Source organism: Micromonospora sp. NPDC049051 (assembly GCF_043197575.1).
In the GTDB taxonomy this organism is placed as follows: Bacteria; Actinomycetota; Actinomycetes; order Mycobacteriales; family Micromonosporaceae; genus Micromonospora.
In genome coordinates, this window is sequence record NZ_JBICTL010000004.1 from 376,350 (window position 1) to 398,536 (window position 22,187).

The 22,187-nt window shown below is 74.4% G+C and carries 19 protein-coding genes, 1 pseudogene and 1 riboswitch; of the genes and pseudogenes, 12 read left to right on the top strand and 8 right to left on the bottom strand.

Annotated features, from left to right (window positions below; genetic code table 11):
- Nucleotides 1-17 precede the first annotated feature (17 nt).
- Nucleotides 18-126, top strand: a riboswitch (TPP riboswitch).
- The 6 genes and pseudogenes from thiE to thiD all read left to right on the top strand — a co-directional run bounded on the left by thiE (nucleotide 121) and on the right by thiD (nucleotide 4,794).
- Nucleotides 121-747, top strand: a complete 627-nt coding sequence (gene thiE, locus ACGFIR_RS18555; protein ID WP_393146173.1) for a thiamine phosphate synthase — start codon at nucleotides 121-123, stop codon at nucleotides 745-747. It overlaps the preceding riboswitch by 6 nt.
- Nucleotides 741-2,039 carry a glycine oxidase ThiO gene (thiO, locus tag ACGFIR_RS18560; RefSeq protein WP_393146175.1) on the top strand — a complete coding sequence of 433 codons (1,299 nt, stop codon included), beginning with the start codon at nucleotides 741-743 and terminating at the stop codon, nucleotides 2,037-2,039. Before thiE ends, thiO begins: the two co-directional genes overlap by 7 nt.
- A complete protein-coding gene (gene thiS, locus ACGFIR_RS18565; RefSeq protein ID WP_392998449.1) occupies nucleotides 2,030-2,230 on the top strand; it encodes a sulfur carrier protein ThiS in 201 nt (66 codons plus the stop codon). The genes thiO and thiS overlap by 10 nt, the downstream gene beginning before the upstream one ends.
- 4 nt (nucleotides 2,231-2,234) lie before the next feature.
- Nucleotides 2,235-3,005 carry a thiazole synthase gene (locus ACGFIR_RS18570; protein WP_393146177.1) on the top strand — a complete coding sequence of 257 codons (771 nt, stop codon included), beginning with the start codon at nucleotides 2,235-2,237 and terminating at the stop codon, nucleotides 3,003-3,005.
- 161 nt (nucleotides 3,006-3,166) lie between these two features.
- Nucleotides 3,167-3,748, top strand: a pseudogene (locus ACGFIR_RS18575) (thiamine phosphate synthase); the annotation flags it as partial.
- Nucleotides 3,749-4,005: 257 nt separating this feature from the next.
- The gene (gene thiD / locus ACGFIR_RS18580; RefSeq protein ID WP_392998453.1) at nucleotides 4,006-4,794 is read left to right on the top strand and encodes a bifunctional hydroxymethylpyrimidine kinase/phosphomethylpyrimidine kinase; all 789 of its coding nucleotides are present in this window, start codon (nucleotides 4,006-4,008) and stop codon (nucleotides 4,792-4,794) included.
- Between the two features lie 44 nt (nucleotides 4,795-4,838).
- Here the strand turns inward: thiD and ACGFIR_RS18585 are convergent, their stop codons facing one another.
- From ACGFIR_RS18585 to ACGFIR_RS18600, 4 genes are all read right to left on the bottom strand, one after another.
- Complete coding sequence (locus ACGFIR_RS18585) at nucleotides 4,839-7,478, bottom strand: hypothetical protein (protein WP_393146179.1); 2,640 nt, start codon at nucleotides 7,476-7,478, stop codon at nucleotides 4,839-4,841.
- Between the two features lie 77 nt (nucleotides 7,479-7,555).
- Nucleotides 7,556-7,858, bottom strand: a complete 303-nt coding sequence (locus tag ACGFIR_RS18590; protein WP_392998457.1) for a cupin — start codon at nucleotides 7,856-7,858, stop codon at nucleotides 7,556-7,558.
- Entirely contained in the window at nucleotides 7,855-8,805 is a 951-nt protein-coding gene (locus ACGFIR_RS18595; RefSeq protein ID WP_392999396.1) for an LLM class F420-dependent oxidoreductase, read from the bottom strand. The genes ACGFIR_RS18590 and ACGFIR_RS18595 overlap by 4 nt, the downstream gene beginning before the upstream one ends.
- A gap of 2 nt (nucleotides 8,806-8,807) precedes the next feature.
- Nucleotides 8,808-9,593 carry an ABC transporter ATP-binding protein gene (locus ACGFIR_RS18600; protein ID WP_392998459.1) on the bottom strand — a complete coding sequence of 262 codons (786 nt, stop codon included), beginning with the start codon at nucleotides 9,591-9,593 and terminating at the stop codon, nucleotides 8,808-8,810.
- A gap of 264 nt (nucleotides 9,594-9,857) precedes the next feature.
- On the opposite strand from ACGFIR_RS18600, the gene ACGFIR_RS18605 reads away from it, so the two are divergent.
- Together ACGFIR_RS18605 and ACGFIR_RS18610 are read left to right on the top strand one after the other, a co-directional pair.
- Nucleotides 9,858-10,886: an ABC transporter substrate-binding protein gene (locus ACGFIR_RS18605; protein ID WP_392998461.1), complete on the top strand. Its 1,029-nt coding sequence runs from the start codon at nucleotides 9,858-9,860 to the stop codon at nucleotides 10,884-10,886.
- A 98-nt stretch (nucleotides 10,887-10,984) separates the two neighbouring features.
- Nucleotides 10,985-11,842: an ABC transporter permease gene (locus ACGFIR_RS18610; RefSeq protein ID WP_392998463.1), complete on the top strand. Its 858-nt coding sequence runs from the start codon at nucleotides 10,985-10,987 to the stop codon at nucleotides 11,840-11,842.
- Nucleotides 11,843-11,900: 58 nt separating this feature from the next.
- Here the strand turns inward: ACGFIR_RS18610 and ACGFIR_RS18615 are convergent, their stop codons facing one another.
- Nucleotides 11,901-13,082, bottom strand: a complete 1,182-nt coding sequence (locus ACGFIR_RS18615) for an ABC transporter substrate-binding protein (RefSeq protein ID WP_392998465.1) — start codon at nucleotides 13,080-13,082, stop codon at nucleotides 11,901-11,903.
- Nucleotides 13,083-13,528: 446 nt separating this feature from the next.
- Between ACGFIR_RS18615 and ACGFIR_RS18620 the strand changes: the two genes are divergently transcribed.
- From ACGFIR_RS18620 to ACGFIR_RS18635, 4 genes are all read left to right on the top strand, one after another.
- Complete coding sequence (locus tag ACGFIR_RS18620) at nucleotides 13,529-16,651, top strand: nitrate- and nitrite sensing domain-containing protein (RefSeq protein WP_393146181.1); 3,123 nt, start codon at nucleotides 13,529-13,531, stop codon at nucleotides 16,649-16,651.
- Nucleotides 16,648-17,055 carry a roadblock/LC7 domain-containing protein gene (locus ACGFIR_RS18625; protein WP_392998469.1) on the top strand — a complete coding sequence of 136 codons (408 nt, stop codon included), beginning with the start codon at nucleotides 16,648-16,650 and terminating at the stop codon, nucleotides 17,053-17,055. Before ACGFIR_RS18620 ends, ACGFIR_RS18625 begins: the two co-directional genes overlap by 4 nt.
- 91 nt (nucleotides 17,056-17,146) lie before the next feature.
- Nucleotides 17,147-17,512, top strand: a complete 366-nt coding sequence (locus tag ACGFIR_RS18630) for a DUF742 domain-containing protein (RefSeq protein WP_088998388.1) — start codon at nucleotides 17,147-17,149, stop codon at nucleotides 17,510-17,512.
- Nucleotides 17,493-18,116, top strand: a complete 624-nt coding sequence (locus tag ACGFIR_RS18635; RefSeq protein ID WP_334607644.1) for an ATP/GTP-binding protein — start codon at nucleotides 17,493-17,495, stop codon at nucleotides 18,114-18,116. Before ACGFIR_RS18630 ends, ACGFIR_RS18635 begins: the two co-directional genes overlap by 20 nt.
- 30 nt (nucleotides 18,117-18,146) lie before the next feature.
- Here ACGFIR_RS18635 and ACGFIR_RS18640 read toward each other — a convergent pair whose 3' ends face one another.
- From ACGFIR_RS18640 to nirB, 3 genes are read right to left on the bottom strand one after another with little or no spacing between them, the layout of a single operon-like run.
- Entirely contained in the window at nucleotides 18,147-19,235 is a 1,089-nt protein-coding gene (locus tag ACGFIR_RS18640; RefSeq protein WP_392998471.1) for a uroporphyrinogen-III synthase, read from the bottom strand.
- Nucleotides 19,236-19,580, bottom strand: a complete 345-nt coding sequence (gene nirD, locus ACGFIR_RS18645) for a nitrite reductase small subunit NirD (protein WP_392999398.1) — start codon at nucleotides 19,578-19,580, stop codon at nucleotides 19,236-19,238.
- An 11-nt stretch (nucleotides 19,581-19,591) separates the two neighbouring features.
- The gene (nirB, locus tag ACGFIR_RS18650; protein WP_393146183.1) at nucleotides 19,592-22,138 is read right to left on the bottom strand and encodes a nitrite reductase large subunit NirB; all 2,547 of its coding nucleotides are present in this window, start codon (nucleotides 22,136-22,138) and stop codon (nucleotides 19,592-19,594) included.
- Nucleotides 22,139-22,187: the final 49 nt, after the last annotated feature.

Consider the following 22,187-nt stretch of genomic DNA (forward strand, 5'->3'; position numbering starts at 1 on the left):
CGTACGGTGACAGCCGCAAGTGACCCACGGGAGCCCGGTGGACCGGGCTGAGAGGGGGGCTGCCAGCCCCCGACCGTCGAACCTGATCCGGGTAATGCCGGCGCAGGGAGGAGTGTTGCCGTGCCGTCCCTCGGGCGACTGCATCTCATCACCGACACCCGACCCGGGCGGGATCCGCTGGCCGTGCTGCGGGCCGCCCTACCGGTGGCCCGCGCGGAACTCGTCGTGCAGGTCCGGATGACCGACGACGCCACCGACCGGGAGGCGTACGACCTGGCCTGCCGGGTCGTGGCGCTCTGCGCACGATACGGCGCCACCTGTCTCGTGAACGACCGGCTGCACGTGGCGCTGGCGGTGGGTGCCGCCGGTGGGCACGTCGGCGCGGAGGACCTGCCGGTCGCGGCGGCCCGCCGGGTGCTCGGCCCGATGGCCGTGCTCGGCGCCACCGCCCGCGAGCCGGCGACGGCCGCCGAGGCGGTCGCCGCCGGGGCCAGCTACCTGGGCGTGGGCCCCTGCCACGCCACCAGCACCAAGTCGGGGCTGCCGGCACCGATCGGCCCGGCGGGGGTTAGCGCCGTCGCCACCGCCGTGGACGTGCCGGTCGTCGCGATCGGCGGGGTGACCGCCGCCGACGTGCCCGCGCTGCTGGCCGCCGGGGCGTACGGGGTGGCGGTGGTCGGGGCGCTCTCCGGGGCGGCGGATCCGGGGCGGGCGACGGCGGAACTGCTGGGAGCGCTGGGGTGCTGAGCCGGCCGGACGTCGCCGTGGTGGGGGCGGGACCGGTCGGGCTGGCGATCGCCTGGCGCTGCGCGCAGCGCGGACTGCGGGTCGTCGTGCACGACCCCGCCCCGGGCACCGGCGCGTCCCACGTCGCCGCCGGGATGCTCGCCCCGGTCGCCGAGGCGTACTTCGGCGAGCGCGAGCTGACCGGGCTGCTGACCGCCTCCGCCGCCCGCTGGCCCGCCTTCGCCGCCGAGCTGACCGCCGCCACCGGCGTCGACGTCGGCTACCGCACCGAGGGCACGCTGATGGTCGGGCTGACCGCCGACGACCTGGCCGAGGCGCGCCGGCTGTGGGCGTACCAGCAGGGGATCGGACTGCCGGTGACGCCGCTGCGCCCGTCGGCGCTGCGGGACCGCGAGCCGGCGCTGGCACCCCGGGTGCGCGGCGGCGCGCTCGCCGCCACCGACCACCAGGTCGACCCGCGGCGGCTGGTGCCGGCGCTGCGCGCGGCCGCCGAGCGGGCCGGCGCCACGCTGGTCCCCGCCGTCGTGCGCGCCCTGTCCGACGTGGACGCGCGGGTCACGGTGGTCGCGGCCGGTTGCGGGGCGGCGGCCCTGACGGGGCTGCCCGTGCGACCGGTGAAGGGGCAGGTGGTCCGGCTCCGCGCGCCCGGCGGCGGTGCGCCGGGCTTCCGGCACGTCATCCGGGGGTACGCCGACGGCGAGCCCGTCTATCTCGTGCCCCGCGCGGACGGGGAGGTGGTGGTGGGCGCGACCGTCGAGGAGCGCGCCGACACCGACGTCTCCGCCGGGGCGGTGCTGCGGCTGCTCCGCGCGGCCGTCGACCTGCTGCCCGAGTTGGCCGAGTACGACCTGGTGGAGACGGCCGCCGGCCTGCGCCCCGGCACCCCCGACAACGCCCCGATCCTCGGTCCGCTGCCGGGCCGGCCCGGCGTGCTCGCCGCGACCGGACACCACCGGCACGGCATCGTGCTCACGCCGGTCACCGCCGACCTGATCGCCGACCTGGTCGTCACGGGGACGGCGGACCCGCTGCTCGCCCCCTTCACCCCGGCCCGGTTCGCGCCGCCCGAGCCCGCCGAACCCGCCCCCGACGCGGCCGCCTTGCCCGGTCCGGCCGCTGTCTCTGGTCCGGCCGCCGCTCCCGGTCCGGCCGCCTTGCCTGGCCCGGCCGTCAGCGTCGGTCGGGCGCCTTCCGGCGGGCCGGGGGTCGTCGCCGGGCCTGTCGTCCCGGCCGTCGAGAGCCGGTCCGGTGCCGGACCGGCCGTACCCGAGGAGGAGCACACGTGGAACTGACGGTGAACGGCACGGGGCGCAGCCTGCCCGGCGGGTCGACCGTGGCGGACCTGGTCCGGGTGGTCACCGACCAGCAGCGTGGGCTCGCCGTCGCGGTCAACGGGGAGGTCGTGCCGCGTGCCGGCTGGCCGGCGACCGTGCTGCGTGACGGCGACCGCGTCGAGGTGCTCAGCGCCGCGCAGGGCGGGTGACGCGGTGAGCTTCGACCTGGGCGGCGTGAGCTTCACGTCCCGGCTGATCCTCGGTACCGGCGGCGCGGCCAACCTGCGTGTGCTGGAGGACGCGATCCGGGCCTCCGGCACCGAACTGGTCACCCTGGCCCTGCGCCGGGTCGACACCGCCCCGGGCACCGCCGGCGGGCTGCTGGACCTGCTGGACCGCTGCGGCGTACGGCTGCTGCCGAACACCGCCGGCTGCTACACGGCGGGCGAGGCGGTCAAGGTGGCGCACCTGGCGCGGGAGGCGTTCGGCACGGACTGGGTGAAGCTGGAGGTGATCGGCGACGAGCGCACGCTGCTGCCCGACGGGGTGGAACTGCTGCGCGCCGCCGAGGAACTCGTCGCCGACGGGTTCGTGGTGTTGCCGTACACGTCGGACGACCCGATCCTGGCACGCCGGCTGGCCGACGTCGGCTGTGCCGCGGTGATGCCGGCGGGCGCGCCGATCGGCTCCGGCCTGGGCGTGTCGAATCCCCACCACATCCGGCTGATCCGGCAGGGCGTCGACGTGCCGGTGATCCTGGACGCCGGCATCGGCACCGCGTCCGACGCCGCGCTGGCCATGGAGTTGGGCTGCGACGCGGTGCTGCTCGCCAGCGCGGTCACCCGGGCCGCCGACCCGGTGGCGATGGCCACCGCGATGCGGTACGCGGTCGAGGCCGGCCGGCTCGCGTACGGGGCGGGGCGGATCGCTCGCCGCTTCCACGCGCTCGCCTCCACTCCGGACGAGGGACGGCCGGACCTGTGACCCGCCCCATCCCCACCAGCCCACCCCCGTCCCCGGCCCTGTTCCCAGCCCCGCCGCTGGCTCCGGCTTCGACCCCGGCAGATCTTGGTAGGAAACGGCCCTTCGAGGGGCCATGTCCTACCAAGATCTCGGACGGTCCGGCGATTTCGGATCGTCCGGGGATCTCGGGCGGTCCGGTCGGCGTCGTGTTGCTTACCGACCGGAGGCAGGCTCGGCGGCCATTGGCGGAGGTCGTGGCGGGGGCGGTGGCCGGGGGAGTGCGATGGGTGGTGCTGCGGGAGAAGGACCTGCCCCGTGCCGAGCGCGCCGCGCTCGCCGTCGACCTGCGCGCGGTCCTCGCCGACGCGGGCGGCACGCTGGTCGTCGCCGGCCCCGACCCGCTCGGCGGGGACGCGGTGCACCTGCCGTCTGCGGGGCCGTACCCGCCGCCGTCCCTGGGCCTCGTCGGCCGCTCCTGCCACAGCCGCGCCGAACTGGCCCGACTGACCACCGAGGATTACGCCACCCTGTCACCGGTCTTTCCCAGCCGGACCAAACCAGGCTACGGCCCGCCACTGCGCGCCGACGGGCTGAGCGAGCTGATCGGGGCCAGCCCTGTTCCGGTCCTCGCGTTGGGCGGAGTGCAGAGCCCGGAGCAGGTGGTCGCCTGCGTCGAGGCGGGAGCCGTCGGCGTGGCGGTGCTCGGCGCGATCATGCGCGCCGACGACCCGACCGGGGACGCCGCCACGCTCACCGCCGCCTTCCGGTCGGCGGTCCCACCGCAGCCTCGCGGCCAGTGGGCACGCGCGGAGGTCTCCACGACGGGGCTGCGGCCGACCGTGCCCACGGAGGGATCAAGCCTGACCGCCCGGAGTGGGCACGGTCGGCCGCAGCCCTCAAGCGCCACGACCGTCCACGCCCGGCCCGAGATTCGGAGTGAAGACGGTTGGCCGGAGCCCTCAAGCGCCACGGTCGTGCAGGCCCGGCCCGAGCGTCCGTCCGCCATCACGGAAGAGGAACGATGACCCCGACGACCGTGCTCACCATCGCCGGCTCCGACTCGGGCGCCGGTGCCGGGATCCAGGCCGACCTGAAGGTCTTCGCGGCCCTCGGCGCGTACGGCACCAGTGTGCTCACTGCGGTCACCGCCCAGAACACGCGGGGCGTCGACGCCGTGCTGCCCTTGCCGCCGCGAACGGTCACCGAGCAGCTCGACAGCGTACTCGCCGACTTCACCGTCCGTGCCGCCAAGACGGGCATGCTCGGCACCCCGGCGGTCGCCGAGGCGGTGGCCGACGCCGCGAAGGACGGCCGGCTGCCGCACCTCGTCGTCGACCCGGTGCTCGTCGCCACCAGCGGGCACCGGCTGGGCGTGGTCGCCGCCGTCGAGCGGCTGTTGCCGTACGCGCAGGTGGCGACGCCGAACTGCGCGGAGGCTGCAGCCATCACCGGACGCCCGGTGACCACGGTCGAGGAGATGGTCGCCGCCGCCGAGGCCCTCGCGGCCGGCGGCCCGCCGCACGTGGTGGTGACGGGCGGCGACGTGGACGCCGACGGCGAGGCGATCGACGTGCTGCACGGCGGCGGCGTCACCACCCTGCTCCGCGCGCCCCGGGTCGACACCCGGCACAACCACGGCACCGGGTGCTCGTTCTCGGCGGCGATCGCCGTCCGGCTGGCCCTCGGCGACCCGGTGCCGACGGCCGTCGCCGCCGCCAAGGAGTACGTCCTGCGCGCGCTGACCGGCGCGCGGGACTGGGAGCTGGGCGCCGGACGCGGACCCCTCGACCACTTCGGCTGGTCCGCCTGACCAGCGGGGACGGCGCGTCCCAAGGGCACGTGGAGGGCGCCCCTTCAGTCGCGGTGGTGGCGGCCGGTGGAGCGCAACGACCGTCGGCCGGTCTCCTGCTCCGGCTCGTTGTCCGGAACCGGCTTGCTCAGGCCGGTGACCCAGTCCACGTACTCCTCGTCCTGCGCCGGCAGCGGTTCGGATTCGCGGTCGGCCGGAGCGTCCTCGATGCGGGCCCGGTTGCGGCGGAACAGGCCCAGCCGCCCCCGGCCTCGGCCGGTGGGCTGTTCGGGCGCGGCGGACGAGGTGGACCCGGCCGGTGTCTTCGCCTCGGCGGCGTTCTCCGGTACGGCGTCGGCGGACGTTGAAGCGGGGCCGCCCCGGCGTGCGGTGGCGAGCGCCTCCCAGCTCGCGGCGCGGGCCAGGTCGGGAATCGGCGCCCGATGACGGGGCCGGGGCGTCGACTCGGGCGAATGCGCCGTGGTCGGTTCGGTCCTCCCGGTGGTGGCTTCGGTCTCGGGCCGGGGCGTCGGCTCGGACGCGTGCTCCGTGGTCGGTTGCGCCGCCGTAGTGGTGGTTCCGGGCCGGGGCCGGGACGGGGACGGCTGCGCCGGTGCGGCTGGGGGCACGGTGACGGGCCCGGGAGCCGCCGTGCTGTTCGCGGCGGTCGTTCCGGCTGCGGCGGCGGTCGTTGCGGGGGAATCGACCGACGTCGACTCGGGCGCGGAGGCGGCACCTGCCGGCGACGTGTGCGGCGAAGTCGTGGACGACGAGGCGTCGACCGGCGCGGGCTGTGGTGCGGTGGCGGCGGAGGGCGCGGCGGCGTCCGGGGACGTCGGCGGGGCCGCAGCTACCGGCGGAGGCGCAGCTACCGGCGGTGTCACAGCGTCCGGCGGGGGCGTAGCGACCGGCGGGGGCGCCGCGGTCACGGGGCCCTCCGCGGCTACGGGCGTCGGGTCCGTACCTCCCGGTGTCGCGGCGGCGGGCTGGCGCGGCGACCGGGGCTTGCGGGTACGGCGGGGCTTGGGTGCGCTCGGGGCGGCCTGCTGTTCGGCACCAGCCTGCACCGGCCGACCTGCGGACGTCGGTCCCTCGGCCGGCTGCGCAACGAACGCCGGTCCCTTGGCCGGCTGCGCGGCGGGTGTGGGTCCCTCGGCGGGCATCGGTCCTTCGGCAGGCTGCGCGGCGGACGTCGGTCCCTCGGCGGGCGGCGCTGCGGACGTCGGTCCCTCGGCCGGTCGGTCCTCGGCTCCCGGTGCTTCGGTCGCCGGCGGCGCCGCTGCGGCGGTGGGGGTCGGCAGTGACGATGACCGACTTGCCGGGGCCGGCGAGGCGGTCGAGCCGGGCGCACTCGGGGCGGACGGGGCGCGCTCGGCGTCGTCCCGCGCGCGGGCGGGCTGCGGCGTGAGCGGGCGGTCGGCTGCGGTTGCGTTGTCGGTCGCGGGTGGGTTGTCGACCGGTGTGGCGGACGTCCGCCGCGCATCCGCGCCCGTCCGGGCTCCGGCGGGAGCGGGGGCGGTTCCTCCGTCGGCGGGCCAGTCCCAGTGCGGCGGGACGGCCCGGGGCGCGGGGACGTCGCCGCCGGTGGCGGTGCCCGACCCGGAGCCCGTACCGCCGGCCCGGCCGGCGACCACGTCAGCACGAGGCCCGTCGGCGGCGATCAGGTCAGCACGAGGCCCGTTGGCGGCGACCAGGCCGCCGCCAGCCTGGTCGCCGGCCAGATCGGCGCCGGCCAGGTCGACCGTCTCCGGCTCGTCCCCACGGGCGGACGCGGACGCCTGCGGCAGGTCCGGACCGGCGGGCAGTGGACGCAGGATGTCGGTGGGCTCGATGGCCCCGGTGGGGGCGGTGTGCGTGCCGAGCGGCCAGCGCAGCAGCGCGGCGGCGGCCGCTCCGAGCGCACCGGTGGCCACGGCGAGCAGCGCCGCGTAGTACGGCATGAGCTGGTAGCGGTCGACGTTGTCGCCCGGTCCCGCGGTCAGGTAGGCGAACGCGACCAGCACCGGTCCCGCCACGCCCGTCGCGCCGCTGACCAGCGGCGGGTGGCCGTGCCACCGGGACACCGCGCCGGTGGCCGCGCCGGCCAGCAGCGCCACCAGCGGCAGGACCACCAGGGCCAGCCGCTGCGCCGCGTCGGCGTCGAGCGACGCCGGCTCCAGCACCCCCAGCCGTACGGTGTCCAGCGGCCCGGTCGAGAACAGCGACGGCGCCACCGAGACCAGGGCCAGCAGCCAGACCACGCACGCGACCGCCGCCATGTTCCATCCCACCGGCGGTCGGAGCAGTACGGCGATGGCGGCGCCGGCACCAGCCAGCGCACCGAGTACCGCGCAGATGCCGACGGCCCAGACGGGGTCCACGGAGACGAGTTCGGCGGCCCGTGCGGGCTGCATGCAGAGCGGCGCGACGACGGTGGCCCCGAGCGCGGCGCCTCCGGCGACGGCGAGCAGCTGCCCGGTGCCGGCCAGCCCTCCGTCCCGGCGGGCCAGGCGTTCGGTCAGCACCGCGCCCACCACGGCGGCGTTCGCGGCGAACCAGCCCGCCCAGACGAGCTGGGCCGGCCACTGGTTGATGGTGGCGCCGGTGAAGGTGCCGGTGAGCCGGACGATGCCGAAGCCGAAGGCGATGCCGAGCTGACCGGCCCCGGCCAGCAGGCTCACCCCGAGCGCGGTGAGCAGCAGTCTGCCCCAGGTCCGAAAGGCCATGTCCGGCACGTTACGCACCTGTTGACCAGCCCGCCACCGGCGCGCCGCGAGCCGGGGGCGACCCGCCGGCCAGCGGGTTACTTCAATTCGACCAGCCGGGCCAGGTACGTCGTGTCGCCCACGTTGGTCAGCATGTGCACGGCGCCCGGATCCCGGTAGACCACCCCGCCCGTCGGCTCGTCGGCGTCGATGAGGGTGCCGTCGATCGTCTGCACGACGTTCTTCGCCCCCTGGATCGCCACCACGAGGTACGGGTGGTCGTGCCGGTGCAGCGGCTGGCGCTCGCCCGGCTCCAGCCGGATGTGCCAGACCCGGACCCGGTCGTTCTCGTACACGATCTCCTGGCCCACCGGGCCGAGTTCGAGGTGTGTGTCGGTCATCGGATTCCGTCCAGTCGGGGGAGCACCTCGGCGGCGATGAGCTCCAGGTGGTCGAGGTCGGCGAGGTCGGTCAGCCGCAGGTGTACGCGGGTGGCGCCGATGGCGGCGAACTCGCCGATGCGGTCCACGAGCTGCGCGGGCGAGCCGACCACCGTGTCCTCCGGCGGCAGCGCGCTCTTGGTGTGCAGCGGTGCGGCACGGCGGTGCGCCTCGGCGTCGGTGCGGCCGATCGCCACGACGATCCCGGCGGAGAGGGTGAGCGGGGCGCGTCCCGACTCGGCCCGGCCGGCCCGGTCGCAGGCCTCCCGCACCCGCTCGTACGCGGCGGCGGTCTCCGCGACGGTCTTGAACGGCAGGTTGAACTCGTCGGCGTAGCGGGCGGCGAGGTCGGGGGTGCGCTTCGGGCCGCGCCCGCCCACGATGACCGGCGGGCCGGGCACCTGCACCGGCTTCGGCAGGGCGGGGGCGTCCACCAGCCGGTAGTGGTCGCCGGTGAAGCTGTACGTCTCGCCCGGGGGCGTGCGCCACAGTCCGGTGAGGATCTCCAGTTGCTCGGCGAGCCGGTCGAATCGCTCGCCGACGCCGGGGAACGGGATGCCGTAGGAGGTGTGCTCGCGCTCGTACCAGCCGGCGCCGATGCCGAGGTCGACCCGGCCGCCGCTCATCTGGTCCACCTGGGCGACCATCACGGCCAGCGGGCCGGGCAGCCGGAAGGTGGCGGAGGTGACCAGGGTGCCGAGCCGGATCCTGCTGGTCTCGCGGGCCAGCGCGGCCAGCGTCAGCCAGGCGTCGGTGGGGCCGGGCAGGGCGGGCTCGTCCCCCATCGCCTGGTAGTGGTCGGCGCGCAGGAACCCCTCGAAGCCGCCGTCCTCGGCCAGCCGGGCGAAGCGGAGCTGGTCGTCGTAGCTGGCGCCCCGGTGCGGCTCGGTGAAGACGGTGACCCGCATGCTCATGGCCGTTCCGCGCCGGCTGTCGCCGGCAGGTCCCGTTCCATGAGGAGTTCGTGCAGGTCGGCGCTGACCCGGGCGACGTCTGCCAGGTGCGCGTTGCGGCCGAGGGTGCGCGGTCGCGGGATGTTCACGTCGACGACCTTGCGGATCCGGCCGGGCCGGGGGCTGAGTACGACCACCCGGTCGGCCAGCAGCACCGCCTCGTCGATCGAGTGGGTGACGAAGACGACGGTGGCCCCGGAGGTCATGTGCACGCGTTGCAGCTCGCCGGAAAGTTCCTCGCGGGTGAGCGCGTCGAGCGCGGAGAACGGCTCGTCCATCAGCATCACCCGGGGCTCGCCGATCAGTGACCGGCACAGCGACACCCGCTGCTGCATGCCGCCGGAGAGCTCGTGCGGCAGCCGCTTCTCGAAGCCGCCCAGTCCGGCGAGTTCCAGCAGCTCCCGGGCCCGGTCGCGGTGCTTGGCCCGCTTCCAGCCGAAGATCTCCACCGGCAGCAGGACATTGTCCAGGACGGTGCGCCAGGGGAGCAGGGCCGGTCGCTGGAAGAGCATCGCAATGTCCGGGCGCGGCTTGGTGATCGGCGTACCGGCCACGGTGATGCTGCCCTCGGTCACCGGGAGCAGACCGGCGATCAGGCGCAGCAGCGTGGACTTGCCGCATCCGGAGCGGCCGAGCACGGCGACGAACTCGCCCGGCGCCACGTCGAGGTCGATGCCGCGCAGCGCCTCGACGCGGCCGCTGCGGCCGTCGAAGGTACGGGACACCCCGGAAAGCTTGATCATCCCGGCGGCCTCCTGAGTCGACGATCAGCAATCGCGGCCCAGGGTAACCGGCCCGTGTGGATGGTATGGCGTCCGGGGTGGACGCGAGGATTTTTGCGTAACGAAACCCATACGCCTGGCATTGTGAAGGATGGTTTCTCGTACGCTGTGCCAGCTAGTCCCCTCCAGACGGTTGGTGTCGGCTCAACCCCTCGGCCGGCCCCGCCAGACAACCCCCCTCCGGCGGCGGCGTGCCGCTCCGGTCGGAAAGGACATGGTGCACAGATGAGAAGGCTGACCCGTACGGTCGCTGCCGTTGCGCTGGCCACCGCCCTCGCCCTGGTCTCCGGGTGCAGCGGCGACTCGGACTCCGGCGCAGACAAGGGCGGCAACGGCGCGGCGTTGGAGAAGGTGACATACCTCACCTCGTTTGGCAACTTCGGCCGGGACTCCTACGCCTGGGTCGCGAAGGAGAAGGGCTTCTTCAAGGAGGCCGGGTTCGACGTCGACATCAAGCCCGGTCAGGGCACCGGCGCGGTGATCCAGCAGATCGTCGGCGGCCAGGCCCAGTTCGGCCCGATCGACCTCACCGGCGGTCTGCTCCAGGTCGGCAACGGCCAGGCCAAGGACTTCGTCGCGGTCGCGGCGATCCAGCAGCGCACGATGGCCGCCATCGCCACCGTCGAGGGCAAGGGCATCGCGTCGCCGAAGGACCTCGAGGGCAAGAAGCTCGCCGACACCGAGGGCTCCGTCGTCCGCAACCTCTTCCCGACGTACGCGCGGATGGCCGGCGTGGACGCGAGCAAGGTGACCTGGGTCAACGGCCAGGCGCAGGCCCTGATGGGCATGCTCGGCTCCGGCACGGTGGACGGCATCGGCCAGTTCGTCGTCGGCCAGCCCACCATCGAGACGGTGACCAAGCAGAAGGCCGTCATGCTGCCCTACAGCAACGTGATGCAGGACCTCTACGGCAACGTGCTGATCACCTCCTCCAAGCTCGCCAAGGAGAAGCCGGAGATGGTCAAGCGGTTCACCGGTGCCCTGTTGAAGGGCCTGGACTACGCGCTGACCAACCCGCAGGAGGCGGGTGAGCTGCTGAAGAAGAACGTCGACGCCGCGAACCCCGCCGCGGCCGCCGCCGAGCTCCAGCTCATGGCCGGCTACGTACGCTCCAGCAACTCCGGCACCCAGCTCGGCACCCTGGACAGCGGCCGGGTCGCCAAGAGCATCGCGATCCTGCAGGGCGCCGGCTCGCTCAAGCAGAACATCACCCCCGACCAGATCATCGACTTCAGCCTCGCGCCGAAGGCCTGACGGACGCCGACCACGGCACGGGGGTGCGGTCCACCCGGGGCGACCCGGGGGCCGCACCCCCGTCGCGTGCCGGCCCGGCCGGCAGGAGAGGAGAACCCGTGACGGAGAAGACCGCTACCCGGTCCGGCCACACCGGGAAGCAACCCGCGGGTGCCGGTGCGCCCCGACCGGCACCCGCGCGCCGGTCCGGTCTACGCCCGGCGGCCGTCGGGCTGCCGCTGCTCGGCGCCGTGATCACGCTGGCCGCCTGGTGGCTGGTCACGTCGGGCCTGGAGCTGGTGCACCCCGTGTCGCTGCCCCCGCCGCAGGCGGTGTGGCAGGCACTGGTCGCGGGCGGGGACGTGCTGATGCCGTCGCTCGGCGTGACCACCATGATGACGGTGCTCGGATTCCTGCTGTCGACGCTCGCCGGCGTGCTGATCGGGATGGCCCTGGCCGCGTCCCGGCGCGTCGAGCGGATGTTCGCGCCGCTGCTGGTGGCGGTCAACGCGGTGCCGAAGATCGCCCTCGGTCCGCTGCTGGTGGTCTCGGTCGGCTGGGGTACGAAGCCGATCCTGACCATGGTGTTCCTGCTCTGCTTCTTCCCGATCGTGCTCTCCACGGCGACCGGCCTCACCACCACCCCGGCCGACCTGGCCGAGCTGGCCCGGTCCCTGAACGCCTCGTGGTGGCAGGCGTTCCGCAAGGTGCGTCTCCCCGCCGCGCTGCCGCAGATCTTCGTCGGGCTCAAGGTGGCCATGCCGCTGGCCGCGATCGGCGCGGTGATCGGCGAGTTCTATTCGGACAAGCCGGGGCTGGGCTACCAGATCCTCCAGTACAACGGTGTCGGCGACACCGCGACCGCCTGGGCGGCGATCATGCTGATCGCGCTGATGAGCATCGCGCTCTACAGCGCACTGTCCCTGGTCGAGCGTCTCGCCCTGCCCTGGGTCCGGGCCACCACGTCGGCCCGCTGACCCGCCGCGACGGGGCGACGGTGTGGCCCGCCGGACAACGGCGGGCCACACCGCCCGGTCAGCTCGCGAGGCGCCAGCGCCCGTTACGCGCCACCAGGGTGGTGAGGGCCTGCGGCATCAGGCCGGAGTGGTTGTCCGGCGTCATCCGGATCGGCCCGGAGAGACCGTCCAACTGGGTCGTCTCGAGCACGTCCCGGATGCCGTCACGGTCGACCTCGCCGGGCTCGCTGCCCGCACGCAGCTCGGCGTCGGCGATGAGCTGCAAGGCGTCGGCGGCGAACGAGGAGGACCCGTTGTAGCCGCCGAAGCGGGCGGTGTAGTCCTGGAACCACTGCCGCCGGGCCGCCTTGGCCGGCGTGGTGGCGATCACGTCGTCGATCACCATCGTCTGGGTGAAGACCAGCGTGGCGCGTTCGGTCGCCCCGGACGCGGCACCGAGGAAGAGGTCGCCGGCAGCCGCCGCGTCGAAGAAGAGGTCACCCTCGAACTTGGCCTGCTTCGCGGCGGTGGCGGCCAGCGTCGCCTGCTCCGCCGAGGTCCAGATGACGATCGCGTCCGGCTTCTTCCCGACCAGTGCCTTGACCTGCGGGCCGACCTCCGTGTCGGTGGTGCGGACGGCCTCCTCGCGCAGCAGCTTGACGCCGCTCTTGGCGAACTCGGCGCGCAGCGCGGTCAGCCCCTCGCGGCCGTAGGCGTCGTCGCTGTGCAGCACGGCCGCCTTGCGTACGCCCTTGCGGCGCATCTCCCCGGCGAGGGCGGCGGCGCTGTCGGCCGCGTTCGGGGAGAGCTTGAACACGTACCGCCGTTCGGCGACCGGGGTGGTCACGGCGCTGGACGCGGCGAGCGCAATGGTGGGAATTCGCTTCTCGTTGATGGTGCGTACGGCACCGACGGCGCATTCGTTGCAGCCGCCCATGATGATGGCGCTGACTTGGGAATCAGCGCTGAAGTCACCGATGTTGCGCAGCGACTCGCTCGCGTCCGACCGGTTGTCCTTCACCCGCAGCTCGACCTTGCGGCCGTTCAGCGCACCGGAGGAGTTCAGCTGGTCGACCTTCAGTTCCAGCGCCCGCTGGTACGCCTTGCCGATGGGTGCCGCCGCGCCGGAGAGTTCGAGGTCCGCGGCGATGACGATGGGACTGGTGTCCTGCTCGTCCGCCCCAGACTGGCAGCCGGTGAGCGTGGTGGCCAGCACGGCCGATGCGATCGCCGCGGCGGTCGCGGAGCGGATGGGGCTCAACTCAGTCCTCCAGATGCGGCCCGGGACGATGCCCGGTCACCGCCGGGTTGTCCGTCCTCAGTGGAGGAACGGGATCGGTCTGCCGTACGGTGTGCGCGAAGCCTGCAAAACCTTGCCAACGCCGGGCCCTGTGGTCAAGCGGAGCGTCGGAAGCGTTTCGGGACGCGTATCCCACATGGTGGGGCAACGGGAAGTTTGCAAACGCTTACTAATACGACACGGATGACCACTCTGGAGTTACATGCCCTGTTCACGGGCATGGAGAAATGAAGGTATTAGTTGACCGGATCGCGGGATGCGTGCCCTCCAACCGTTTCCTACCCCACTGTGGCTTCCCAAACAGGATCACTTCTGATGAAATCGCGGCCGTGCCGCGTGTGGCGCAGTCCGCTGCACCGGGCGCGAGTCGGCGGGGCAGGCGTGGAAGAAACGACGGAGGCGATGTCGTGAGCACCGGACCGACGACCCTGCCCGCGGGTGGCGACACCGAGCAGCCGAAGCGGCGCTGGTTGCCCCGGCTCCGTGACGTGCGGATCCGCTCCAAGCTCGCGCTGATCCTGGTCGTGCCGGTCGCCGCGGTGCTCGCGTTGGCCACGGTGCGACTCGTCGCCGTCGGCGAGAACACCTTCGACGCCAACCAGGCGCGCGCGCTGACCGCGCTCTCCATCAACGTCTCCGCGCTGACGCAGGACCTGCACCAGGAGCGGATGGCCGCCGCGGCCTTCCTCTCGACGCCGCAGCAGAAGGCCGACGCCTACAACCTGCGGGTGCGCAGCACCGACCAGCGGGTCGAGGCGTACCGGGCCGAGCGCGGACGCGTCGGCGAGGTGCCGGCCGCCGTGGGGGAGCGGCTGGCGAGGATCGACGATCACCTGGAGACGCTCGCCAGCACCCGGCAGGAGGTGCTGGACCGCCAGCAGATGGCGGTCGCCGAGGCCGCGCTCCGTTACGGCGTCATCATCACCGACCTGGTCGCGTACGGCGACGGCCTGGCCCAGCTGCCCGGTGACGAGCGGCTCTCGGACGCCCGGCGCGCGGTCGCCGCGTTCGCCCGCGCCAAGGCGGCCGTCGCCGAGGAACAGTCGGTCGTCTACACCGCCCTCGTCGCCGGCCGGCTCGACGAGGAGCAGTTCTCCTCCTTCGTGGCCACGCTGACCAGCCAGCAGGAGGCCCTGGTCTCCTTCTCCCTGGCCGCCGAGCCGGCCCAGCGCGCCCTGGTCGACAGCACGGTCTCCGGTGACGCGGTCACCCTCGCCGACCGGGTGGCCGCCGACATCACCCGCTCGGTCGGGCAGCCCTCGCTGGTGAGCGCCCAGGACGCCACGGCCGCCATCGGCGCCGTCAACGACCTGATGCGGTGGGCCGAGATCCGGCTCCAGGACCGGCTGCTCAGCCAGGCCGACCAGGCCCGGTCGGACGTCATCCGGCAGGCCATCATCGAGTCGGCGCTGGTCCTGCTGACCCTCATCGTCGCGGTGACCCTCGCCGTGGTGCTGGCCCGCTCGCTCAACCACTCGCTGCGCCGGCTGCGGGAGGGCGCCCTCTCGGTGGCGAACCACGACCTGCCGGACGCGGTGCAGCGGCTGCAGAACGTCGGCAACGTCGGCGACGGCGGCGTCGAGGAGATCGTCCGGCAGGTACGCGATCCGATCAAGCTCACCAACCGCGACGAGGTGGGCCAGGTGGCGCTCGCCTTCAACGTCGTGCACCGCGAGGCGGTCCGCGTGGCGGCCGAGCAGGCCGCGCTGCGTACCAGCGTCTCGGCGATGTTCCTCAACCTGGCCCGCCGTAGTCAGACCCTGGTCGACCGCATGATCGGCGAACTCGACGCGATCGAGCGCGGCGAGGAGGACCCGAAGCGGCTCGCGCAGCTGTTCGAGCTGGACCACCTCGCCACGCGAATGCGCCGCAACGACGAGAACCTGCTCGTGCTGGCCGGTGCCGACTCGGCCGTGCCGCGCCGCGACGACGCCCTCCTGGTGGACGTGCTGCGGGCCTCCCAGTCCGAGGTGGAGCTCTACAACCGGATCGAGTTCGGCACCGTCGACACCGACATCTCGGTCGCCGCGCACGCGGTCAACGACGTGGTCCGGCTCGTCGCCGAACTGCTCGACAACGCCACCCGCTTCTCGCCGCCCACCACCACCGTGGTGGCCGACGGCCGGCGGATCCGGGACTACGTCCTGATCCAGGTCGAGGACCGGGGCCTCGGCCTCACCGACGACCAGCTCGACTCGCTCAACCGGCGGCTGGCCGCCCCGCCGAGCGTCGACGTCGCGGCGTTCCGGCTGATGGGTCTGGCCGTGGTCAGCCGGTTGGCGTCCCGCTACGGCATCCGGGTGGAGCTGCGCCGCAACGTGGAGGGCGGCACGGTCGCCCAGGTGACGCTGCCCGCCGCGACGGTCGTACTGCCGCCCGTGCACAGCCGGGACCAGCAGATCACCCGCCCCCGGCAGCCGCTCGCGGTCGAGCAGAGCCCCCTCACCCCGGCCGGCCTCGCCGAGCCGGCCAGCGCGGGGCGTACCGCCTCGGCCACCCTCACCGACCAGTGGCGCTCCGCCGCCCCGGCGCCCTGGCAGGCCCCGGAGCAGGCGCGGGACACCGCGGCTCCCGTGCAGGCCGGCGGCCTGACCGCGCCGCAGCCGACCGTTCCGCAGGCGCCCCCGGCACGGCCGGCCTTCCCCGGCGGCGCCTCGGTCGGCACGCCGACTGTCGCGTACCCCACGGTCGAGTCGCTGCCCAGGCGCGTCCCCGGCGGGGAGTCCGCGGCGCCGGGCACGCCGGGCCTGCCCGCCGGCCCGATCGCCGGGTCGCCGGGTGCCACCGGGCTGAGCGCGGATCCGGGTGCCGGCCGTGGCCTCGGGGCCGGCCTGGCCGCCACGGCCCCGCTCGCCCCGCGCCCCGCCGCGCCGATCACCCCGCGCCCCGAACTGCCGGCCGAGGCACCGATCTTCCGGGAGATGGAGGCGGTGTGGTTCCGGTCGCACGGTAACGACGCCACGGCCATCTTCACCCGCCCGGACTTCAGCCAGTCGCCCGCGGCGCAGCAGGCCGCCGCGGCACAGGGCGCCGGAGCGCCCGCAGCCGGGATGCCGGCCGCCGCCCAGCCGGCACCGGCACAGCCCCGCACGCCCCGGCTGCCCACCCGCACGCCGGGCAGCACCGACACCGCCCCGCCCCCCGCGCAGCCGGCACCGCCGTCGTACGCCCCGCCGGCCGCGACGCGGCCCAGCATGCCGGACACACCTCCCGCGGCGGCGCCTCCCGCGGACCCGCCCCCGGCGGCATCCGCCGACGCCTGGCGGACAGCGGCAGACGAAGGCTGGTCCCGGGCCAGCCGGGCGGCGGCCCCCGCCACCGCCGGCACCACCCGCTCCGGGCTGCCCAAGCGGCAGCCGCAGGCACAGCTCGTGCCCGGCGGGATCGAGCCCCGGGCCGGCCGCGACCGCAGCCGGCGTACCCCGGACGAAGTTCGGGGCCTGTTGTCGGCCTACCACCGCGGCGTGCAGCGCGGCCGGGCGGCCGGAACGGACCAGGACAGCACCTCGACCAAGGAGACGAGTCGATGAACAGGCCAGCGGCCATGCAGGACATGAGTTGGTTGCTCACCAACTTCGCCGACAGCGTGGCGGGAATCGCCCACGTGGTGGCGGTGTCCGCCGACGGGCTGCTGCTCGCCTCCTCGCGGGACCTGCCCCCGGACCGGGCGGACCAGCTCGCGGCGATCACCTCGGGCGTGGTCAGCCTGACCGAGGGCGCCGCCCGGATGTTCAGCGCCGGCGGCGTGCTCCAGACGGTCATCGAGATGGACAGCGGCTATCTCTTCCTGATGTCGATCAGCGACGGCTCCTCCATGGCAGTGCTGGCGGCCCGCAGCTGCGACGTCGGTCAGGTGGGTTACGAGATGGCGTTGCTGGTCGAGCGGGTCGGTGCGGCGCTGGTGCCGCTGCCCCGGGACGCGGTGCGGTCCTAGCGGAGGACGCGACGTGCGGGCCGTACGTCGCCAGGACGAGAAGATCCGGTGCCCGACCAGGGGCCCCGGCCGGGAAAGGAGGTGATCGTCGATGGACCAACGGCGCGTGGACCCACGTGGTGCGCTGGTACGGCCGTACGCGGTCACCCGCGGCCGGACAGAGGCCCGGATGGACATCGCCCTGGAGGCGGTCCTGACGGCCAGCGCGACCCAGGCCGCGGAGGCCCGCTTCGCGGGGCACGACAAGCACCGCATCGCCACTGTCTGCGAGGGCCGGGCACAGTCGCTGGCCGAGATCTCCGCGTACACCCGGATGCCGCTGGGCGTCACCCGGGTGCTGGTCGCCGACATGGTGGCCGAGAGCCTGCTGACGCTACACACTGCCGCTCCCGCCGAGGGGTTCGAGGAGCGGATGGAAATCCTTGGAAGGGTGCTAAGTGGACTTCGCAGGCTATGACCCCGCCGGGGCCCGCCGAAACCGGGGAATCATCTCCGCGAAGATCGTGGTCGCGGGTGGCTTCGGCGTGGGCAAGACGACGCTGGTCGGCGCGATCTCGGAGATCACCCCGCTGAGAACCGAGGCGGTGATGACCGCGGCCGGTGTCGGCATCGACGACCCGTCCAAGGTGCCGGGGAAGCAGACCACCACGGTCGCCATGGACTTCGGCCGGATCACCATGGCCGAGGACCTGATCCTGTACCTCTTCGGCACGCCGGGCCAGACCCGCTTCTGGTTCATGTGGGACGAGATCATCAAGGGCGCGGTGGGGGCCGCCGTGCTGGTGGACACCCGCCGGATCACCGACGCCTTCGCGCCGCTGGACTACTTCGAGAACCGCAGGCTGCCGTACGTGGTGGCGTTGAACCGGTTCGACGGCGCGCCGCAGTACGAGCTGGAAGAGGTCCGCGAGGCGCTGGCCATCTCGCCGGACGTGCCGCTGGTGCTGACCGACGCCCGGCACCGGGACGCGGTCAAGCAGGTGCTGGTGACCGTTGTGGAGCACGCCATGCTCCGCCTCGAGGCCGAGCACGGCCGGGGCTACCCGACGCCGGTCGGCTGACCGGGCCGGCTACCGCCTCCGGGTCCCCGCTCAGTCGACCCGGAGGCGGTAGCCGCGCTTGACGACCGTCTGCACCACCCGGGGCGCGCGCAACCCGGCGCGCAGCCGGGCCACCGCCATCTCCACGGCGTGCTCGTCGGCGCCGCGGGGCAGCGTACGCAGCAGGGCGGTCCGGGACAGCACCCGACCGGGCGAGGCGCACAGTGCCCGCAGCACCGCCATCGGCGCCGGCGCGAGCGGGCGCAGCTCGCCGTCGACCACGGCGGCGTGCCCCCGCAGCGTGAGCAGGTGACCGGCCACCTTCAGGGTGACCGTGCGGCGCGGCAGCTCGTCGACGATCATCCGCACCAGGGCACCCAGGCGGGCCCGCGCCGGCGCGCTGACCGGCACCCCGCGCCGCAGCAGCGGCCCGGCGGTGACCGCGCCCACGCAACTGGCGAGCACGTCTCCCCGGAACGCGTCGAGCACCGCCTCGCAGCGGTCCCCGGCGGCGTGCAGCAGCGCCTCCGTCGCCGGGGCCGAGGTGAAGGTGACCGCGTCGACCAGCCGGCCGGCGACCAGGTCGATCAGCCGGTGCAGCGGGGCCGGGTCGGTCGGCGGCGCCCAGCGGTAGACGGGCACCTCGATCACGGTCGCCCCGGCCGCCTCCAGCGCCAGCGTGCACTCCGGCTGCCGGTCGCCGTGCAGCTGCATGGCGACCACCTGCCCGGCCACGCCGCGCCGGCACAGGTGCTCGACCACCTCCTCGCAGCTCTCCGAGTCCGGTGACCACTGGTCGTGCAGGCCCGCGGCCCGGATGGCTCCGCGCGCCTTGGGACCCCGGGCGACCACGTACGCGTCGGCGAGCACGCCGCGCAGCGGCTCGGCCAGCCCCCAGCCCTCGGCCGCCTCCAGCCAACCGCGCATCCCGATGCCGGTGTTGGCCATGAGGACGTCGGGCGGCCGTTCCAGGCAGGCCCGGGTGGCCGCGCGCAGGTCGGTGTCGTCGGCCAGCGGCACGATCCGCAGCGCCGGGGCGATCACCACCCGGGCGCCGCGCCGCTGCAGCAGCGCGGCGAGTTCGTCCCGCCGGCGGTCGGCGGTCACCCCGATGGTGAAGCCGGCCAGTTCGTCGCGCATTCACCCCTCCCGTCGCAGCCGCACCTCGACCAGGCCGTCCCGGCAGCGCACGTCGTGCCGGGGCACGGCGACGCCGGGCAGGTCCAGGCAGACTCCGGTGCGCAGGTCGTACACCTGCTTGTGCAGCGGCGAGGCGACCGTCGGCACCTCGCCCCGGCTACCGACGAGCCCGCGCGACAGGACGTACGCCCCGGCGACCGGGTCGCGGTTGTCGAGGGCGAACAGCCCGTCGACGGTGCGGAAGAGGGCCACCTGCACGCCGTCGACGAGCGCGGCGACGCCCCGCTCGGGCTCCAGCCGGTCAAGGGGGCAGACCGGCGTCCAGGCGCGCGTGGCGGTGGGCAGTGTCGTGGTGGTCACGGCCGTACCTCCGGCATGCCCAGCGCGACCGGCTGCCGGCCCGCACGTGGGCGTTCTGGTCGGGGATCCCCGGTGCCCGCCGGCCGGCGGGCCGGGACGGGTTGGCCCCGTTCGAGGGCGAACGTGATGGACGGGTCGGGAACCTCCGGGGCGTTGACGAAGGAGGCGAACCGGCGCAGCCGTACCGGGTCCTCCAGCACGTCGCGCCACTCGTCGGAGTACGACTCGACGTGCCGGGCCATCGCGGCGTCGAGTTCGGCGCAGAGGCCGAGCGAGTCGTCCACGATGACCGCGCGGAGGTGGTCGAGCCCGCCCTCCATCGCCTCGATCCAGGCGGCGGTACGTTGCAGCCGGTCGGCGGTGCGGACGTAGTACATCAGGAACCTGTCGACCAGCCGGACGAGCGCCTCGGTGGACAGGTCGGTGGCGAAGAGGTCGGCGTGCCGGGGCCGGAAGCCGCCGTTGCCGCCGACGTAGAGGTTCCAGCCGGTGTCGGTGGCGATGACGCCGAAGTCCTTGCTGCGCGCCTCGGCGCACTCGCGGGCGCACCCCGACACCGCCGACTTGATCTTGTGTGGGGCGCGCAGTCCCCGGTAGCGCAGCTCCAGGGCGATGGCCAGCCCGACCGAGTCCTGCACCCCGTACCGGCACCAGGTCTCGCCGACGCAGGACTTCACCGTGCGCAGCGCCTTGCCGTACGCGTGGCCGGACTCGAAGCCGGCGTCGACCAGCCGGCGCCAGATCTGCGGCAACTGCTCGACCCGGGCCCCGAACAGGTCGATCCGCTGCCCGCCCGTGATCTTCGTGTAGAGCCGGAAGTCCCGGGCCACCTCGCCGATCACGATGAGCTTCTCCGGGGTGATCTCCCCACCGGGGATCCGGGGCACCACCGAGTAGCTGCCGTCGCGTTGCAGGTTGGCCAGGAAGTGGTCGTTGGTGTCCTGCAACGACGCCTGCTCCCCGTCCAGCACGTGGCCGGCGCCGAGGGAGGCGAGGATCGAGGCGACCACCGGCTTGCAGATGTCGCAGCCGCGACCCCGGCCGTGCTCGGCGACGAGCCGCGAGAAGGTGCGGATGCCGCGTACCCGCACGATGTCGAACAGTTCCTGCCGACTGGCGTCGAAGTGCTCGCAGAGCGCCGTGGACTGCCGCACCCCGGCCGCGTCGAGCAGCTGCTTCAGCATCGGCACGCAGGAGCCGCAGCTCGTCCCCGCCCGGGTGCACGCCTTCAGCGCCGGCACGTCCGTGCAGCCGCCGGCGATCGCCGTGTCGATGTCGGCGCGGGTCACCGCGTTGCAGGAACAGACCTGCGCGGCAGCGGGCAGGGCGCCGGCCCCCGCGCCCGCCGCGCCGGCCGGGGCGAGCAGCGCCAGCGGGGGAGCGGGCAGGGGACCGCCGACACTGGCCCGCAGCGCCGGGTACGCGCTCGCGTCGCCGACCAGCACCCCGCCCAGCAGGGTCTGCGCGTCGTCGGAGAGAACCAGTTTGGCGTAGACGCGGGTGGCCGGGTCGGTGAACGTGACGTCGAGGCAGCCCGGCGTGGTGCCGTGCGCGTCGCCGAACGAGGCCACGTCCACGCCGAGCAGCTTCAGCTTCGTGGCGGTGTCCGCGCCGGGGAAGGTGGCCGCCCCGCCCACCAACCGGTCGGCGACCACCTCGGCCATCGCGTACCCGGGGGCGACCAGGCCGTGACAGGTGCCGTCGACCGCCGCGCACTCGCCGACCGCCCAGATCCGCTCGTCGGCCGTCCGGCAGGTGCCGTCGACCAGCACCCCGCCGTGCGGGCCCAGGGCGAGACCGGCCGCCCGGGCCAGCTCGTCGCGGGGCCGGACGCCGGCCGCGACCACCACCAGGTCGGCGTCGACCACGGTCCCGTCGGCCAGTTCCAGCCCGGCGACCGCGCCGTCGGGGCCGGGCCGGACGGCGGTGGTGGCCACGCCCAGGTGGGTGCGTACGCCCAGCTCGTCGACGTACCGGCGGAGCATCGCGCCGCCGGCCGGATCCACCTGCACCGGCATCAGCCGGGGCGCGAACTCCACCACGCTGGTCGCCAGCCCGAGCAGCCGCAGCGCGTTCGCCGCCTCCAGCCCGAGCAGCCCACCGCCGATCACCGCCCCGGTACGCCGGCCGCGCGCGTGCTCCCGGATCGCCGCCAGGTCGTCCAGGGTCCGGTAGACGAACACCCCCGGCAGGGTCGCGCCCTCCACCGGCGGCACGAACGCGGACGAGCCGGTGGCCAGCACCAGGGCGTCGTACGGGTGCTCGCCGGCCGCCGTGCGCACCAGCCGCCGCTCCCGGTCGATCTCCGTGGCCGGCTCGCCCAGGCGCAGGTCCACCCCGTCGTCGGGGGTGTGCAGGTTCAGCTCCTCGGCGCCGACCCCGTCGAAGAAGGCCGAGAGCCGCACCCGGTCGTACGCGGGGCGGGTCTCCTCGGCGAGGACGGTGACCCGCCACCGTCCGTCGGGGTCGCGGGCGCGCAGCGCGTCCACGAGGCGTTGCCCGACCATCCCGTTGCCGACGACGACCAACCGACCACCGCTCATGACGGCACTCCGCTGCGCTGCGTGCCGTCATGAGGCTCCGTCGCACCGA

Excerpts from the sequence above, each read along its gene's own strand:
- thiD (WP_392998453.1), top strand. The coding sequence starts at position 4,006 with ATGACCCCGACGACCGTGCTCACCATCGCCGGCTCCGACTCGGGCGCC.
- ACGFIR_RS18595 (WP_392999396.1), bottom strand. The coding sequence starts at position 8,805 with ATGCGGGTCACCGTCTTCACCGAGCCGCACCGGGGCGCCAGCTACGAC.
- ACGFIR_RS18625 (WP_392998469.1), top strand. The coding sequence starts at position 16,648 with ATGAACAGGCCAGCGGCCATGCAGGACATGAGTTGGTTGCTCACCAAC.
- ACGFIR_RS18590 (WP_392998457.1), bottom strand. The coding sequence starts at position 7,858 with ATGACCGACACACACCTCGAACTCGGCCCGGTGGGCCAGGAGATCGTG.
- ACGFIR_RS18585 (WP_393146179.1), bottom strand. The coding sequence starts at position 7,478 with ATGGCCTTTCGGACCTGGGGCAGACTGCTGCTCACCGCGCTCGGGGTG.
- ACGFIR_RS18600 (WP_392998459.1), bottom strand. The coding sequence starts at position 9,593 with ATGATCAAGCTTTCCGGGGTGTCCCGTACCTTCGACGGCCGCAGCGGC.
- ACGFIR_RS18630 (WP_088998388.1), top strand. The coding sequence starts at position 17,147 with ATGGACCAACGGCGCGTGGACCCACGTGGTGCGCTGGTACGGCCGTAC.
- ACGFIR_RS18640 (WP_392998471.1), bottom strand. The coding sequence starts at position 19,235 with ATGCGCGACGAACTGGCCGGCTTCACCATCGGGGTGACCGCCGACCGC.
- nirB (WP_393146183.1), bottom strand. The coding sequence starts at position 22,138 with ATGAGCGGTGGTCGGTTGGTCGTCGTCGGCAACGGGATGGTCGGGCAA.
- ACGFIR_RS18605 (WP_392998461.1), top strand. The coding sequence starts at position 9,858 with ATGAGAAGGCTGACCCGTACGGTCGCTGCCGTTGCGCTGGCCACCGCC.